A 16,601-nucleotide genomic window follows, 5' to 3' on the forward strand; every position below is an offset into this window, starting at 1 on the left:
GTGCCGGGTTGACCGATGTCACCCCACACGCGCACCGATCGACCCGCCGACCGCACTACCCTCGAACCATGACTTCCGCACCCCCCACCGTGACCGTTCGCCGGGTGACCACCACCCGCGCCGGTGGCTTCTCCGTCGCCCCGTACGACTCGTTCAACCTGGGCGATCACGTCGGTGACGATCCGGAGGCCGTGCGCCGCAACAGGATCCGCCTGGCCGAGGGCATCGGGCTCACCCCCGACCGGCTGGTGTGGATGGAGCAGGTGCACGGCCGCAATGTCGAGATCGTCGACGGGCCGCGTGCCGAACCGGTCCCGGTGACCGACGCGCTCGTCACCACGGTGCCCGGCCTCGCCCTGGTCGTCCTCACCGCCGACTGCGTGCCGATCCTGTTGTCCGACGACGAGGCAGGCGTGATCGCGGCGGTGCACGCGGGCCGCATCGGCGCCAGAATCGGCATCGTGCCACGAGTACTCGAGGCGATGGTGTCGGTCGGCGCCCGGGTGGAGCGCATCGGCGCCTTCCTCGGGCCCGCCGCGTCGGGCCGTCAGTACGAGGTGCCGGCCGCTATGCGCGCCGACGTGGAGGCCCACCTGCCCGGCAGCGCAACCACCACGGTCCGCAAGACCCCCGGCCTCGACCTGCGTGCGGGCATCAGCAGGCAGCTCACCGAGGCGGGCGTCGGCGGCATCGCCCTCGACCCGCGCTGCACCATCGAGGACAAAACCCTGTTCAGCCACCGCCGCGGCGCCCCGACCGGCCGCATCGCGGGTGTGATCTGGATGGACGCGACCGCATGAGCCCACAGCACACCACCCGGCGAGGGGAGGCCGCATGACCCAGGAGACCTCGACCGGCACCGATCGCGCGAGCGAACTCTCGACCCGCCTGGACGGGCTGCTCACGCGTCTCGACGCCGCCGTGGCCGCCGGGGGTCGCCCCGCGGGCTCGGTGCGGCTGCTGCCGGTGACGAAATTCTTTCCGGCTGCCGATGTCGACATCCTCTACCGCCTCGGCAGGCGCGAGTTCGGCGAGTCACGCGAACAGGAGGCCTCGGCCAAGGTCGCCGAGCTGGCCTACGACGACGTCGAGTGGCACATGATCGGCCGCTTGCAGCGCAACAAGGCCCGCGCCGTGGCCCGATGGGCACACACCGTGCACTCGGTCGACAGCGAACGGCTGGCAAACGCGCTGGACCGGGCGGTGACCGACGCACAGGCAGCCGGCGAGCGTACCGCGCCCCTGCGGGTGCTGCTGCAGGTGAGCCTGGACGCCGACCCCGGACGCGGGGGTGTCGAACCGGCCGATCTACCCGCCCTGGCCGACCTGGTAGCGAAGGCCCCCGGACTGCATCTGGCCGGTCTGATGGCGATTCCACCCCTTGACGCCGACATTCATGCGTCCTTTGCGAAGCTTGCGACTTTGCACACTTCGCTGCTCTCGCAACACGCCGATGCCACCGAACTTTCTGCAGGTATGTCGGGTGATTTGGAGATCGCGGTCGAACACGGTTCGACGTGTGTGCGTGTCGGTACCGCCTTGATGGGCGCCCGACCGATAACCTCGGCGTAGCAAAGAAACCTCATCAGTCACATTCGACACATACGATTGGCCGACGAGGCGCTGAGCAAGAACTTCAACACCCGGCCGCCACCGGGGCCGAAGGAAGGTCGTCCAGGATGAGCACGCTGCACAAGTTCAAGGCGTACTTCGGCATGGTTCCGCTCGATGAGTACGAAGACGACTACGTCGACGATCACGCCTCGCGCGGCCCGGAGGAGCGCGCCGGCCGTACTCGCCCGCGCAGCTACGACCGCTACGCCGAAGATCGTTACGGCTCCGAACGTTTCGGCGACGAAGCCGACGACTTCCCCCAGCCTGCCTACAAGCCGGCTTATCAGGCGCGTCGCGACGACTACGTCGACGACGCCTACGCCGAGGATCGCTACGATCCGCCGCGGCGCCCGACCAGGATCGAGACGGCGCCCTCGTCGGGCCGTGCGTTCCGGGCGGGCGGGGTCGCGCCGGGGATGCGCGGCTCGACCCGTGGCGCGCTCGCGGTCGATCCCGACGCCGAGGAGCGCAGGTTGGAGGAGCGCTTGCGCCCCGAGCCCGCGCCCGTGCGGCGGCCCGGGATCTTCGAGGACGGAGGTCCCTTGTCCAAGATCACCACGCTGCGTCCGCGCGATTACAGCGAGGCCAGGATCATCGGTGAGCGTTTCCGCGAGGGAAACCCGGTCATCATGGACCTGGTCGACCTGAGCAACGCCGATGCCAAGCGGCTGGTCGATTTCGCGGCCGGGCTGGCGTTCGCGCTGCGTGGCTCGTTCGACAAGGTGGCCACGAAGGTGTTCCTGCTCTCACCGGCCGATGTCGACGTATCGGCCGAAGAGCGTCGTCGGATCGCCGAAAACGGCTTCTACAACCAGAAATAGTGACAATTCACCGACTGCCATGATGGCCGCCCGCGCATTGCGCGGCGCGGCCATTTTGCACGTCGCCGATTTTGCGGCAGAGTGAACGCGTGGCCCTGTTCGCGGTTCTGTACCTCGTGCTTTTCATCTTCTGGCTGTTGTTGATCAGCCGGGTGATCGTGGAGTTCATCCGCAGTTTCGCGCGTGACTGGCGCCCGACCGGCGTGGTGGTGATCGTGTTGGAGTTCATCTTCACCGTCACCGATCCGCCGGTGAAACTGTTGAGACGCTTGATACCTCCCGTGAATCTGGGCGGTATTCGGCTCGATCTGTCGATTATGGTTCTGCTCTTCGTCGTGTTCATCCTGATGTCCATCGTGGGTAGGCTCGGGCAGCCCGTGACCTCCGTGTGACACAATGAGTCGAGAAGACCGCTTGCTAGTTCTCCAAAGACCGCGTGAAGGGATCCTTCGATGCCGCTGACTCCCGCCGATGTGCACAACGTCGCGTTCAGCAAACCGCCGATCGGTAAGCGCGGCTACAACGAGGACGAGGTCGATGCCTTCCTGGATCTCGTCGAGCAGGAGCTTTCGCGCCTGATCGAGGAGAACGCCGACCTGCGTCAGCGGGTCGCCGAGCTCGACACCGAGCTAGCCGACGCCAAGAAGAACCGCGGGTCGGCCCCGGTCGCCGCCGTGAAGGCCCCGGTCCAACAGGCACCGCCGCCGGCCCTAGAACCTATTCCGGCGCCGGTCCCGGCGGCGCCGCCCGCGCCGATGCCGGTGGCCGCGCCCGTCCGCGACAACTCGGGCCCCGACGCCAATATGCAGGCCGCGAAGGTCCTCACCCTGGCGCAGGAGATGGCCGACCGCCTCACCACCGACGCCAAGACCGAGGCCGAGAGCCTGCTGTCGAACGCGCGGGCAAACTCCGAGCGTCTGGTCGGCGACGCCCGCACCCGCTCCGAGGCGATGATCGCCGACGCGCGGCAGAAGTCCGACGCGATGCTCGCCGACGCGCAGAACCGTTCCGAGACCCAGATCCGCCAGGCCAAGGACAAGGCCGAGGCCCTCACCGCCGACGCCGAGCGTCAGCACGCGGAGATCATGGCGACCATCACCCAGCAGCGTACGGTGCTGGAAAGCCGGATCGAGCAGCTCAAGACCTTCGAGCGCGAGTACCGCGTGCGCCTGAAGTCCTACCTGGAGTCGCAGCTCGAGGAACTGGAGAACCGTGGTTCGGCCGTTCCGGTCGACGGCGGCGAGTTCGCGGGCGACACCAACGGATCGTCCAACAGTTTGGCTCCGGCCTCCTCCTTCGCCAAGGGCGCCAAGTAAACTGGAACCCGGGTCGCGCGGCGCAGCGCGTCGCGTGATTCGGGAACGCCCAGTTCGTCGGGCTGCTCGGTTGCTTGGGAGTCAGCATGCTCGTCTTGACGCTCGTTCTGGCCGCGATCGGATTCGCGCTGCTCGTGGCGGCACTCGCCACCGGTTCGGTGGCGTGGGCGTGGGCCTGCATCCTGATCTGTATCGTCGGCGCGGGCACCCTGCTGGTGAGCGCGCTGGCCGGTGGGCGACCCGAGAACGACCCGGTCCCGCCGGGGCGACATGCCCGCAAGGACTGACCGCGCGGAAATGGGCTGGACGAACCCAGCTAGAATCGACTGACACACGGCGTTGATCCGGCCATCACCGGGGAGTCTTCGGAAGAACGGCGCACTCGCGCTCAGTAGAACCGAACGGGTGAGCCCGTCACAGCTCGCAACGAGAGGCTCGCGTGCTTTCCCGGCGCGGGCAAACGGGGTGGTACCGCGGTTTCGGCGCACCTGCGCCGGCATCGTCCCCGTGCCACGGATCCGCGCCTGCGGCGCGGCGGCACGAGGAGCATTCCGCAATGGCGGACGAGACAACCACCGGTGGTGCGTACCCGCGGGTCGATTTCGGTGCCGGTTCCGGCGCGACGTTCCCGGAACTCGAAACCACGGTGCTCGACTACTGGGCCCGCGACGACACCTTCCGCGCCAGCATCGACAACCGCGACGGCAGCAGTGAGTTCGTCTTCTACGACGGACCGCCCTTCGCCAACGGCCTGCCGCACTACGGCCACCTGCTCACCGGCTACGTCAAGGACCTGATCCCGCGCTTCCAGACCATGCGCGGCAAGAAGGTCGACCGGCGCTTCGGCTGGGATACCCACGGCCTGCCCGCCGAGATCGAGGCCGAGAAGCAACTCGGCATCACCGACAAATCGCAGATCGACGCGATGGGGCTGGCCGAGTTCAACGCCGCCTGCAAGTCCTCGGTGCTGCGCTACACCAACGAGTGGCGCGAGTACGTCACCCGCCAGGCGCGCTGGGTCGACTTCGACAACGACTACAAGACCCTCGATCTCGACTTCATGGAGTCGGTGATGTGGGCGTTCAAGTCGCTCTACGACAAGGGACTGATCTACCAGGGCTTCCGGGTGCTGCCCTACAGCTGGTACGAGCAGACGCCGCTGTCGAACCAGGAGACCCGCCTCGACGACGCCTACAAGATGCGCCAGGACCCGGCGGTGACCGTCGACATGGTGCTGTCGGTACCCGCCGAACACCCCCTGGCCGCGCTCGACGGCGCCAACGCGCTGATCTGGACGACCACCCCGTGGACCCTGCCGTCCAACCTCGCGATCGCGGTGCACCCCGACGTGCGCTACGTGCATCTCCAGGCCGCCGATGGCAAGCGTTATCTGCTTGCCGCCGAACGGGTTTCGCACTACTCCCGTGAGTTCGGTGAGGAACCGGCCGTGCTCGGCGAGTACGACGGCGCCGCCCTGGCCGGGCTGTCCTACCAGCCGCCGTTCGACTTCTTCCTCGGCCATCCGAACGCACACCGAGTGCTCACCGCCGACTACGTCACCACCGACTCCGGTACCGGAATCGTCCACCTCGCACCGGCTTTCGGTGAGGAGGACATGGACGTGGCCTCGGCCAACGGCATCGAGATCGTGCAGCCGCTCGACCCGGCGGGCAAGTTCACCTCGATGGTGCCGCCGTACGAGGGCCTGATGGTGTTCGACGCCAACCCGGTCATCATCAAGGACCTCAAGGCCGCCGGAAAACTGCTTCGGCACGAGACGATCGAGCACTCCTACCCGCACAGCTGGCGTTCGGGTCAGCCGCTGATCTACATGGCGGTCCCGTCCTGGTTCGTCGCGGTCACCAAGTTCCGTGACCGGATGGTCGAGCTGAACAAGCACATCACCTGGGTGCCCGAACACATCCGCGACGGACAGTTCGGCAAGTGGCTCGAGGGCGCGCGCGACTGGAACATCAGCCGTAATCGCTACTGGGGCAGCCCGATCCCGGTGTGGGTGTCCGACGACCCGGCCCACCCGCGCGTGGACGTCTACGGTTCGCTCGACGAACTCGAGCGCGACTTCGGCGTGCGACTGGAAGACCTGCACCGCCCCGGCATCGACGATCTCACCCGGCCCAACCCCGACGACCCGACCGGGAAGTCGACCATGCGCCGGGTCCCCGAGGTGCTCGACTGCTGGTTCGAGTCGGGTTCGATGCCGTTCGCCCAGGTGCACTACCCGTTCGAGAACAAGGAGTGGTTCGACAGCCACTTCCCCGGCGATTTCATCGTCGAGTACAACGGGCAGACCCGCGGCTGGTTCTACACCCTGCACGTGCTCTCGACCGCGCTGTTCGACTCGCCGTCGTTCAAAACCGTTGCCGCGCACGGCATCGTGCTCGGCGACGACGGCCTGAAGATGTCGAAGTCCAAGGGCAACTACCCCGACGTCAACGAGGTCTTCGACCGCGACGGTTCCGACGCGATGCGCTGGTTCCTGATGAGCTCGCCGATCCTGCGCGGCGGCAACCTCATCGTCACCGAGCGCGGCATCCGCGAAGGCGTGAGCCACGCGCTGCGCCCGTTGTGGAACGCGTGGACCTTCCTGCAGCTCTACGCCTCGAAGCCCGGTGTGTGGCGCACGGATTCACCGAACGTGCTCGACCGCTACATCCTGGCCAAGCTCGCGGTGACCCGCGACGTGATGACCGAGGCGCTCGAGACCTACGACATCGCCGGTGCCTGCGACGAGCTGCGCTCGTTCGCCGACGCGCTCACCAATTGGTATGTGCGCCGGTCGCGTTCGCGCTTCTGGTCCGAGGACCGCGACGCCGTGGACACCCTGCACACCGTGCTCGAGGTGGCCACCCGGCTGGCCGCGCCGCTGCTGCCGCTGATCAGCGAGGTGATCTGGCGTGGGCTCACCGGCGAACGCTCGGTGCACCTGGCCGACTGGCCGGCCGAGTCCGAGCTGCCGCACGATCCGGAGCTGGTGGCGGCCATGGACGAGGTGCGTACCGTGTGTTCCACGGTGCTGAGCCTGCGCAAGGCCAAGAACCTGCGGGTGCGGTTGCCGCTGGCCGAGGTGACCATCGCGGCGGCCGACGCCGAACGGCTCACCCCCTTCACGGCGCTGATCGCCGACGAGGTCAATGTCAAGAAGGTCGATCTGACCACCGATGTCGCCGCGCACGGCCGTTTCGAGCTGGCCGTCAACGCCCGCGCGGCCGGTCCGCGCCTGGGCAAGCAGGTGCAGACGGTGATCAAGGCCGTGAAGGCGGGGGAGTGGTCGGAATCGGCCGACGGTGTCGTCACCGCCGCCGGGATCACGTTGCTGCCCGAGGAGTACACCCAGCGCCTGGTCGCCGCCGAACCCGAATCCACGGCCGCCCTGCCCGGCAATGCCGGTCTGGTGGTGCTGAATTCGGTGGTCACCGAGGAGCTGGAAGCCGAGGGCTGGGCCCGCGACCTCATCCGCGACCTGCAGGAAACCCGTAAGTCGCAGGGTCTGGACGTGTCGGACCGCATCACCGTGGTGCTCGACGTGCCCGCCGACCGGGCCGAGTGGGCCGAAACCCACCGCGACCTGATCGCCGGTGAAATCCTCGCGACCACACTGACTTTCGGTGCGGTCGACGCGGACGCCCCGGAAATCACCGGTGGGGTGAAGGTGTCGCTCGCCAAGGCCTGATCGGTCCGTCCGGGGTCGGCCGCGCCCGGCCCCGGACACACTTTCAGGTCGAAAATCGCAGGCTGACGGGACAGTTCGCGGAAAGGTTGCTGAATTGGTGACTTTCTCGCGCCACTTCGGGCACAATGGGTCGTGTTGCTGCCCGTGCGCATGGAACACGCTGAGGTGACAGCGACGGTTCGTGATGAGTGTCCTGTGGAAACGGGGCCGCGACGGAAGTGAGTTCACCTCCGTCGCGGCGCCGGATCGACGGGCGGCGTGCCGCGATCGGTGAGATGCCGCCCGGTAACCGACCAGTCGGCGACCCGTCGCCGGGACGAGGGGAGTCCACCTGTGCGGCGAAAAGTTCTGCGGCGCCTGCTGTTCGGATTCGTCGCGACGATCGCGACGAACCTCGTTCTCGCGGACAAACGGTGTTGACCGCTCGCCTGCGCCGCGCGGGAGCGGCGCAGGCGAACCGCTAGTCCACCAGCTGGCGCAGCAGCGGCCCGTACTCGGGATGGGCCAGCGCCGAAGCGAATTGGGCGACCAGGTAGTCGGCCGGGTTACCGGTGTCGTACCAGCGGCCCTGGATCACCTGCCCGTACACCGCGTGTTCGGCGGCGTACTTGTTGATCGCGTCGGTCAGGTACACCTCGCCGGTGCGGTGGGTGTACCAGTTGTCGGTCTGCAGCTGCAGTTCGTCGATGATGCCCGGCGTCACCACGTACCCGCCGATGGCCGCGTACGCCGACGGCGCGTCCTCCGGCTTCGGCTTCTCCATCAGCCCGGAGATGCGCAGCAACCCGTCGTCGAGGTCCTCGCGCACCACCGGCACGCCGTAGCGCTGCGACTCGCCCGGCTCCATCGGCATCAGGGCCAGCACCGGGCAGCCGGTGGACTCGTAGGCCTTGATGAGCTGCTGGGCGCGCGGTACCTCGGCGACGAACACGTCGTCGGGCCAGAGCACCAGCATCGGTTCGTCGCCCAGGTGCCGGGCGGCGTTGAGCACCGGGGTGCCGTTGCCGTACGGGCCGTGCTGGTCGAGGTAGGTGATGTGGCCCTCGCGCGATAGCTCACCCACCTCCTCCACGGCGTCGGCGTAGGCGGACTTGCCGTCGGCACGCAATTGGGCGACCAGCGCCGGGTTCGGCCGGAAATGGTCCTGGATCAGCGACTTGCCACTGGTCACCACGATGGTGATGTCGGTGATGCCGGAGGCGACCAGCTCACGCACCGTGTGCTCGATGACGGGTTTGTCGCCGACCGGCAGCATCTCCTTCGGCGTCGCCTTGGTCAGGGGCAGCAGCCGGGAGCCGATTCCCGCGGCCGGGATAACAGCCTTACGGATCTTCATCACCCGATCATCACACATTTCGAGGTGTCTGTGCGGTGCCTCGGTGGCGGCCGGGTGTCGAGGATCTGTCGGTGCGGGCGCGTACATTGCGCTCGTGAGCACCCATGTCCCGGTCGAGGCCAGGCCCGATGCGGCGGTCACCGCACGTCGATGGGTGCTGCACATCGATATGGACGCCTTCTTCGCCTCGGCCGAACAGCTCACCCGGCCGACCCTGCGCGGCAGGCCGGTGCTCGTGGGTGGGGTCGGTCAGCGCGGGGTGGTGGCAGGCGCCAGCTATGAGGCGCGGGTGTTCGGTGCGCGTTCGGCCATGCCCATGCATCAGGCGCGGCGGCTGGTCGGTGTCTCGGCGGTGGTCGTGCCGCCACGTGGGGCCGTGTATTCAGTGCTGAGCGGGCGGGTGTTCGACGCGCTGCGCAGCCGGGTACCGGTGCTCGAGACGTTGTCGTTCGACGAGGCGTTCGCCGAACCGGCCGAGCTCGCCGGGGCGAGCGTCGCCGAGGTCGAGGAGTACTGCGCGATGCTGCGCGCACTGGTCCATGCGCGGACGGGTCTCACCGCCTCCATCGGGGCGGGCACCGGGAAACAGCTGGCCAAGATCGGCTCCGGACTGGCGAAACCCGATGGGATGCGGGTGATTTCGCCGTCCGAGCAGGGCGCGCTGCTGGCCGGGTTGCCGGTGCGCAAACTGTGGGGCATCGGTCCGGTCGCCGAATCGCGATTACGCAGCCTCGGTATCGAGACCGTCGGCGCGTTCGCCGCGCTGCCGGAAGTCGAGGCCGCCTCGATCCTCGGCGGCAGTGTCGGTGCCGCGCTGCACCGGCTGGCGCGCGGAATCGACGACCGGCCGGTCAGCGAGCGTGCCGAGGCCAAGCAGATCAGCGCCGAGAACACCTACGAACGCGACATCGTCACCCTCGCCGACCTGCGCACCGCGATCACCGCCATGGCCGCCTCGGCGCATCGCAGACTCGAACGCGACGGTCGCGCCGCCCGCACCGTGGTCCTCAAACTCAAGAAGTCCGACATGAGCATCGTGACCCGCTCGTTCACGCTGCCGTATGCCACCACCGAACTGGGCACGCTGGCCGCGGCCGCGCAACGTTCGGCCATCGACCCCGCCGAATTCGGGCCGATCCGGCTGGTCGGGGTCGGTTACGGCGGGCTCACCATGGTTCGCCAGGAATCGCTGTTCCCCGAACTCGACCAGGCGCTGCCCGCCGATATCGACACCGACTCCGTCGAGGCGCCCGAGCCGGTGGCCGAACAAGCGGAACTGCCGGTGGGGCAATGGCTTCCGGGTATGGACGTGCGGCATCCGGAGTTCGGGCACGGGTGGGTGCAGGGGGCGGGCTACGGCGTGGTGACAGTGCGTTTCGAAACCAGTTCGACAGGCCCCGGCCCGGCGCGTACCTTTCCTGCCGACGAATCGGGACTGTCGCCCGCCGACCCGCTCGCCAGCCTCGACTGAGCGGCCACGCCCGGCAACCCCGCCCCTCGAACCGAAGGACGAGCAGTTGACCCACCGCAGGATCGGCCGTGTCGCGATCGCAGGTTTGGCCGTGATCACCGCACTCGGGCTGAGCGCGTGCACCGAAGACAAGCCCGCCGCCAAGACCACCACCAGTGCCAAGGCGACCACGACGACCGCCACCGACGACGCGCTGCCACCGGTGCCGTCGGTGGAGGAGCTCAACGCTCAGCTCAACACCGCGCTGGACCCCTCGGTGCCCAACGAGCAGAAGCTGGACTTCGTGCAGGGTGGCGAGGCCGATCCCGAGCTGCCGAACCGCCTGGCCGTCGCCGCCCGCGACGCCGGTGTCCAGGTGCAGGTCACCGAGGTGACGTCGTTCGGTGACAGTGTGAACGCCAAGGCGAACTTCACAGTGAACGGGCAGACGAATGTGGTGGACGTGCCGTTCGTGGCCGACGCCGGTAAGTGGAAGGTGCAGAAGGCGTGGGCCTGCACCATGCTGACGAATCTGGGTCAGCAGTCGGCCGCGTGCGTCTGACATTCCGCTGTGCTGACGGCTCCACACCGGGGCGGCTGGGGCGCGGGCGGGCGCGCGGTTAGGATCAGGCCCCGTGGTTGAGACGATCGTGCGGCAGGGGCATCCGCCCAAGGGTGCTTCGGAGCCGGTGCGACCGGGTTCGCCCGGCTGGGCGCGGGTCGTGGCGATCGTCGCCGGGCTGATCGCGGTGCTCAGCGCCGCGGCCATCCCCTTCCTTCCGGTCCGCGTCGACGCCGCGAGCGTGTCCTGGCCGCAGCAGGGCTCGCCCGCGTCGGTCGAGGCGCCGCTCGTGGCCTACGCCCCGGCCGCCCTGACGGCGACGGTGCCGTGTGCGGCATTGAGTTCGGTCGCGGCGACCGGCGGGGTGGTCGTGTCCACCGTGCCGAGGCAATCGGCCGACATGGAGAAGTACGGCTTCGTCGTCAAGGTCGTCGCCGACACTCCCGAGCGCCCCGGTCGGGTCGACGTGGTGTCGCGTTCGATGCTGGTGTGGACGGCGCCGCTGGCCGACGTGCTCGACCGGTCGTGCGCGCTCACCGTCACCCTGTCGCCGACCGGATCAACGGTCACCACAACGGGACTCGGGGAGGGCGCCACCCTCGCCGGTGATCTTCGCCCACAGGTGGTCGGGGTGTTCAGCGAGCTCACCGGTGCCGCACCCGCCGACCTGGCGGTGCGTGTGGACGTCGATTCGCGCTACATCACCTCGCCCACCTGGCCCAAGCTCGCGGTGATCGCACTGTGCGCGCTCGCGACGCTCGTCGCCCTGTTCGCGCTGCACCGGCTCGACGCCGCCGACGGCCGGTCGGCGCGCCGGTTCCTGCCGCAGCGCTGGTGGCGGCTGCGCCCGGTCGACTGGCTGGTGTTCGCGGTGCTCGGCGTCTGGCATTTCATCGGCGCCAACACCTCCGACGACGGCTACATCCTCGGGATGGCAAGGGGCGCACGCAGTTCGGGCAACATGTCGAACTACTACCGCTGGTTCAGCGTCGACGAGGGGCCCTTCTACACCCCCTACACCGACATCATCGGCTGGCTCACCCACATCTCCACCGTCAGCCCGCTCGTCCGCCTGCCCGCGCTGCTCGCCGGTGTGCTCACCTGGTGGTTGATCAGCCGTGAAGTGCTGCCGCGCCTGGGTATCGCGTTGCGGCACAGCAAGCTCGTCACCTGGACCGCGGCGCTGGTGTTCCTCGCGTTCTGGCTGCCCTACAACAACGGCTTGCGCGCGGAATTCGTTGTCGCCCTCGGTGTTCTGGTCACCTGGGTGTCGGTGGAGCGGGCCATCGCCACGCGGCGGTTGCTGCCCTACGCGGTGGCGGTGATCGTGGCCGCGTTCACCCTCACCGGTGCGCCGTCGGGGCTGATCTGCCTCGGGGCGCTGGTGGCCGGCGCGCGCACCATGACGGCGGTGATCGTGCGCCGGGCCAAGACGGTGGGCTACCTGTCGCAGCTGCTGCCGATCCTCGCGGCGGGTGTTGTCGTGCTCACCGTAGTCTTCGCCGACCGCACCCTGGCCGGTGTGCGCGAGATGTTCGCGGTGCATGAGAAGATCGGGCCGGGGGAGTCCTGGTTCTTCGAGTTCCTGCGCTACCAGTTCCTGTTGCAGATCAACGCCGACGGCTGGCTCACCCGCCGCTTCGGGGTGTTCGTGATGCTGCTCGGCCTCGTCGTGTGCGCGGCGACCATGCTGCGGCGCGGCGGGCACATCCCCGGCACGGCCGTCGGACCCACTCGGCGTCTGCTCGGCATCACCCTCGCCGCCATGGTGCTGATGATGTTCTCGCCGACCAAGTGGACACACCAGTTCGGTGTGTTCGCCGGCCTCGCCACCTGCGTCGCCGCCGTCACCGCGGTCGCCGTGAGCCCGCAGGTGCTGCGGCCCCTGCGTAACCGGGCACTGTTCGCCGCCGCGGTGTTCTTCGCGCTCGCGGTGACCTTCGTCGGCGCCAACGGCTACTGGTACGTGTCGGCGTGGGGTGTGCCGTGGTGGGACAAGCCGCCGTCGGTCGCCGGGTTCGGTGTCTCCACGGTGTTCGCCGGACTCACCGGGCTCGCGCTGCTGATCGCCGCCTGGTTCCACATCCATCCGAGTCCGTCGGCCAAGCCGACGCGGCTGAGCGGTGTGCCCGTGCTCGCGGTAGCCGCCGCGATGATGGTGCTGTTCGAGGTGGCGTCCTTCGCGAAGGCCGCCGTCGCCCAGTACCCGGCGTACTCGGTGGCGAGCTCGAACCTGAACGCGGCCTTCGGCGGTGGCTGCGGGATGGCCGACGAGGTGCTCGTCGAAACCGACGCCAACGCCTCGATGCTCGCCCCGCTCGCCGGTGACATGACCACGACCATGACGGGCGAATCGACCGGTTTCCGCCCCGACGGCGTGGCTCCCGTGCTCACCTCCGACGAGGTGGAATCCACCACCGGCCAAGCGAATTCGGTCTCCGATGACCCCGACGAACTGCGCGACGCGACCACATCGGCCGGTTCGGAATCACGCCAGGGTTCGCTGCAGCTCCCGTTCGGCCTCGACCCGGCCACCACCCCGGTACTCGGCAGCTACCGGGCAGGCACGCAGGAACCCGCCGCCCTGACCACCGGCTGGTTCCGCCTGCCCGAGGGCCCGCGCGGCCCGTTGCTCGCGGTGTCGGTGGCCGGCCGGATCCGTTCGGTCGACGCCGACGGCATCGTGCATCCCGGCCAGGACCTGACGGTCGAATACGGCACCGCCGCGCCGGACGGCACGGTACAGGTGACCGGTCAGGTGATGCCGATCGACATCGGCCCCGCGCCGATCTGGCGCAACCTGCGCGTCCCGCTCGACCAGCTCCCCGCCGACGCCACGGCGGTCCGCCTCGTCGCCGCCGACAAGGACCTCGGTCCCGACCAGTGGCTCGCGGTGACCCCGCCGCGCATGCCCCAGACCACCACCCTGAGCGCCTTGGTCGGCCGCGACACCCCCGTGCTGCTGGACTGGACAGTGGGCCTGCACTTCCCATGCCAGAACCACATGCCCACCTACAACGGCGTGTCCGAAATCCCCGAGTACCGCATCCTGCCCGACCGCAACGGCGCGACCATCACCAACCTCTGGCAGGGCCACGACGGCGGCGGCCCACTCGGCTGGACCCAACTCCTCTTCACCGCCCGCACCCTCCCCACCTACCTGAACAACGACTGGGACAAGGACTGGGGCTCCCTCGAGCAATATCTCCCTCGAGACACCACAGCCACCCCCGCCGAGATCTCGGTGAACCCCCGAACGGAGTGGGGCACTTGGACTCCCGGCCCGGTCATCACCGCCTGGTAACCCAGGACGCATGATCACCACGCTCAGGTGGATGGATTCACCCCGAAATCCGCCACAACGGCGTGGTGATCACTCGTCCAATCGGCCCATGCCCTAGAGGGCCACGCTGGTGGCGGATTTCGGGCGAAGCCCGCCCGACTACGGCGTGGTGTCGCTGGTCCTGTCGGCTGAGGCTCCGTGTGCCGCCTGGAGGGTTGCTCCCCACGTTGTGGTGGATTGATTCGGGTCGAGGCCCGCCATTAGGGGCGTGGTGACCGCTCGTCCCCAGTGGCTGAGGCCCGGTGTGCCGCCTAGACGGGTTGCTCGCCGTGCTGTGGTGGATTGATTCGGGGCTGAAGCCCGCCATCACGGCGTGGTGATCGGTTGTCCAGTGGCAGCGGCGGCCTCGATGCGCGCGGTTGCCGCCGGCGCCCAGGGCAACTGCGCGAATGTGGTCGTCGCTGGGCGGGGTTGTGTCTGCGCGGGTGTCAGGTGGTGGCGATGCGGTGGGCGAGGGTGGGGAGGTCGGTGCCGGTGAGGCCGGGGTAGCCGTGGAGGATGTCGCGCCAGCGGGTGGGGACGGCGGAGGCGCCCCAGCGGGCGCCGAGGAGGCCGCCTGCGATGGCGGCGGTGGTGTCGGTGTCGTTGCCTGCGCGGACGCACGCTTCCAGGGCGAGGGGAAGGTGGGTGGGTGCGGAGCTGTCCGTGGTGGTGATGGCCCACCAGGCGGTCTGCAGGGCGTGGACGACCCAGCCGTTGTTGGGGAAGTCGGCGGGGGTGCCGTGTTCGGCCTCGTCGAGGCGGGCGGTCCAGTATTCGGAATACGCTGAGCCGCGGACGTATTCGCGCACGCCGTCGAAGTTCGCGTGCAGTACGGCGTGCCGGATGGCGTACGTCCAGATCTTGCAGGCTTCGACCGCCTGTTCGTCGTAGTGGGTGAGCATGCCGACGCGCCCGGCCGCCGCCACGCATTCGGCGGCGTCGTCGAGGTAGGCGAGCGCCACCGGCGCCGTGCGCATCAGCGACCCGTTCCCGCCGGTCCGCCCGGTCAGCGACATCGCCGCCGCCTGCATGTCCAGCGCCGAGCTCGGCCTGATCGACAGCACCGCCGCGGTCTGGTTGCCGATATCCGGCGGATCGGTGTCGTACCAGCGAACGAATCCCTCGGCCACCGCGTCCAGGTCGATCCCCGGCCCCTGCGCCGCGGCCTGGGCGACCACCAGCGCCATCGACGTGTCGTCGGTCCACTCACCCGGCGCCCAGTTGAACGGCCCACCGCCGATCATGTCGATCACCACATCGACCCCGGGCTTGGTGAACTCGTACCCCGCCCCCAGCGCATCCCCGGCAGCCGTCCCCACCAGCACTCCGGCCACCCGATCCGCAAAGCCCGAATCCCGCACAGCATCCACCCCTTTCATCACAACAAGTCGACCCGACCGTACCGCCACACTCCGCTCGGTCGGGTCTGATAGTCCAACACCACCACCACCAACACCACCGCTGCCGTTGCTGCCGTTGCTGCTGCCGCCGCCGCAGCCGACATCGGGGTGAAATCGCGCCACAAAAGTGTGGTGGTCAGGCATCCAGGCTTTCGGCGGGCTGGGGAGTGGGGTGACGGTTGCGGTGGGCGCGGCGGAGGGCGTCGGTGGTGAAGACGGCCAGCGCGGTCCAGATGAGGGCGAAACCGATCCAGCGGGAGGGCGGCATCGGTTCGTGCATCACCGCGACGCCCCAGGCCATCTGGAGGGCGGGCGTGAGGTACTGGAGGATGCCCATGGTCGACAAGGGGACGCGCTGGGCGGCGACGGCGAACAGCAGCAGCGGGATCAGCGTGACCGGACCGGTGGCCATCATCAGACCGAAATGGGCGGGGCTGGAAGTGAACTCACTGCGCCCGGTAGCCAGCAACACGATCACGAATGCCAGCGCGAACGGGGCGGCGACCATCCCCTCGGCGGCGATTCCGCGCAGCGCGTCGAGCCGGATCACCTTCTTCACCAGGCCATAGGTGGCGAACGAACACGCGAGCACCAGGGCGATCACGGGCGGCCTGCCGTAGTCGACGGTGAGCACGACCACCGCCAGCGCACCGAGCGAGAGCGCGGCCCACTGCGCACGGGAGAGCCGTTCCCGGAAGAACACCACCCCGAACGCCACCGTCACCAGCGGATTGATGAAGTACCCGAGCGCGCACTCCACCACATTCCCGGAGATCACCCCGAACACGTAGACGCCCCAGTTGATCGAGATCGCCGCCGACGCGACCGCCGCCAGCCGCCAGGTCCGCGCGTCGATTTTCCGCATCTCCCGCAGTCGCCCGCTGAGCAGCAACACCAGCACCACGACGACCAAGGTCCAGATGATCCGCTGCGCCACCACCTCCACGGCAGACGCGAATGCCAGCAGCCCGAAGAATGCCGGAAACAGTCCCCAGATGAGATAAGCCCCCGTCCCGAAGACGACACCGGGCGGGGACGTTCTTGGCTGCATTCATCCCATGTTACGACTGACGTAGCCTATCGAGC

The 16,601-nt window shown here is 68.6% G+C and carries 13 protein-coding genes; 10 read left to right on the plus strand and 3 right to left on the minus strand.

From position 1 onward, the window contains the following. Window positions 1-68: 68 nt before the first annotated feature. From pgeF to ileS, 7 genes are all read left to right on the plus strand, one after another. Window positions 69-800 carry a peptidoglycan editing factor PgeF gene (gene pgeF, locus LDL21_RS26935; protein ID WP_181699245.1) on the plus strand — a complete coding sequence of 244 codons (732 nt, stop codon included), beginning with the start codon at window positions 69-71 and terminating at the stop codon, window positions 798-800. Between the two features lie 34 nt (window positions 801-834). Then, window positions 835-1,572 (plus strand): YggS family pyridoxal phosphate-dependent enzyme, encoded by a 738-nt coding sequence (locus LDL21_RS26940; protein ID WP_225282264.1) that lies wholly within the window; start codon window positions 835-837, stop codon window positions 1,570-1,572. A gap of 107 nt (window positions 1,573-1,679) precedes the next feature. Continuing rightward, complete coding sequence (locus LDL21_RS26945; protein ID WP_067642872.1) at window positions 1,680-2,435, plus strand: cell division protein SepF; 756 nt, start codon at window positions 1,680-1,682, stop codon at window positions 2,433-2,435. Window positions 2,436-2,524: 89 nt separating this feature from the next. Continuing rightward, a complete protein-coding gene (locus LDL21_RS26950) occupies window positions 2,525-2,827 on the plus strand; it encodes a YggT family protein (RefSeq protein ID WP_067497489.1) in 303 nt (100 codons plus the stop codon). Window positions 2,828-2,887: 60 nt separating this feature from the next. Beyond that, on the plus strand, window positions 2,888-3,751 hold the full coding sequence (gene wag31 / locus LDL21_RS26955; protein WP_225282265.1) for a DivIVA-like cell division protein Wag31: 864 nt from the start codon (window positions 2,888-2,890) through the stop codon (window positions 3,749-3,751). A gap of 86 nt (window positions 3,752-3,837) precedes the next feature. Continuing rightward, window positions 3,838-4,038: a hypothetical protein gene (locus LDL21_RS26960; RefSeq protein ID WP_225282266.1), complete on the plus strand. Its 201-nt coding sequence runs from the start codon at window positions 3,838-3,840 to the stop codon at window positions 4,036-4,038. A gap of 269 nt (window positions 4,039-4,307) precedes the next feature. After that, a complete protein-coding gene (ileS, locus tag LDL21_RS26965) occupies window positions 4,308-7,442 on the plus strand; it encodes an isoleucine--tRNA ligase (RefSeq protein ID WP_225282267.1) in 3,135 nt (1,044 codons plus the stop codon). A 460-nt stretch (window positions 7,443-7,902) separates the two neighbouring features. Here the strand turns inward: ileS and LDL21_RS26970 are convergent, their stop codons facing one another. Continuing rightward, the gene (locus LDL21_RS26970; protein ID WP_067497501.1) at window positions 7,903-8,778 is read right to left on the minus strand and encodes a UTP--glucose-1-phosphate uridylyltransferase; all 876 of its coding nucleotides are present in this window, start codon (window positions 8,776-8,778) and stop codon (window positions 7,903-7,905) included. 169 nt (window positions 8,779-8,947) lie between these two features. Between LDL21_RS26970 and LDL21_RS26975 the strand changes: the two genes are divergently transcribed. The 3 genes from LDL21_RS26975 to LDL21_RS26985 all read left to right on the plus strand — a co-directional run bounded on the left by LDL21_RS26975 (window position 8,948) and on the right by LDL21_RS26985 (window position 14,094). Further along, on the plus strand, window positions 8,948-10,249 hold the full coding sequence (locus LDL21_RS26975; RefSeq protein WP_372462230.1) for a DNA polymerase IV: 1,302 nt from the start codon (window positions 8,948-8,950) through the stop codon (window positions 10,247-10,249). A gap of 46 nt (window positions 10,250-10,295) precedes the next feature. Further along, complete coding sequence (locus LDL21_RS26980; RefSeq protein WP_067642857.1) at window positions 10,296-10,790, plus strand: WKL family lipoprotein; 495 nt, start codon at window positions 10,296-10,298, stop codon at window positions 10,788-10,790. A 73-nt stretch (window positions 10,791-10,863) separates the two neighbouring features. After that, on the plus strand, window positions 10,864-14,094 hold the full coding sequence (locus tag LDL21_RS26985; protein ID WP_225282269.1) for an arabinosyltransferase domain-containing protein: 3,231 nt from the start codon (window positions 10,864-10,866) through the stop codon (window positions 14,092-14,094). A gap of 467 nt (window positions 14,095-14,561) precedes the next feature. On the opposite strand, the gene LDL21_RS26990 is transcribed toward LDL21_RS26985, so the two are convergent. Continuing rightward, on the minus strand, window positions 14,562-15,494 hold the full coding sequence (locus LDL21_RS26990) for an ADP-ribosylglycohydrolase family protein (RefSeq protein ID WP_225282270.1): 933 nt from the start codon (window positions 15,492-15,494) through the stop codon (window positions 14,562-14,564). 157 nt (window positions 15,495-15,651) lie between these two features. Then, entirely contained in the window at window positions 15,652-16,566 is a 915-nt protein-coding gene (rarD, locus tag LDL21_RS26995) for an EamA family transporter RarD (RefSeq protein WP_225282271.1), read from the minus strand. Window positions 16,567-16,601 lie beyond the last annotated feature (35 nt).

The organism is Nocardia rosealba, from assembly GCF_020216065.1.
GTDB lineage: Bacteria > Actinomycetota > Actinomycetes > Mycobacteriales > Mycobacteriaceae > Nocardia > Nocardia rosealba.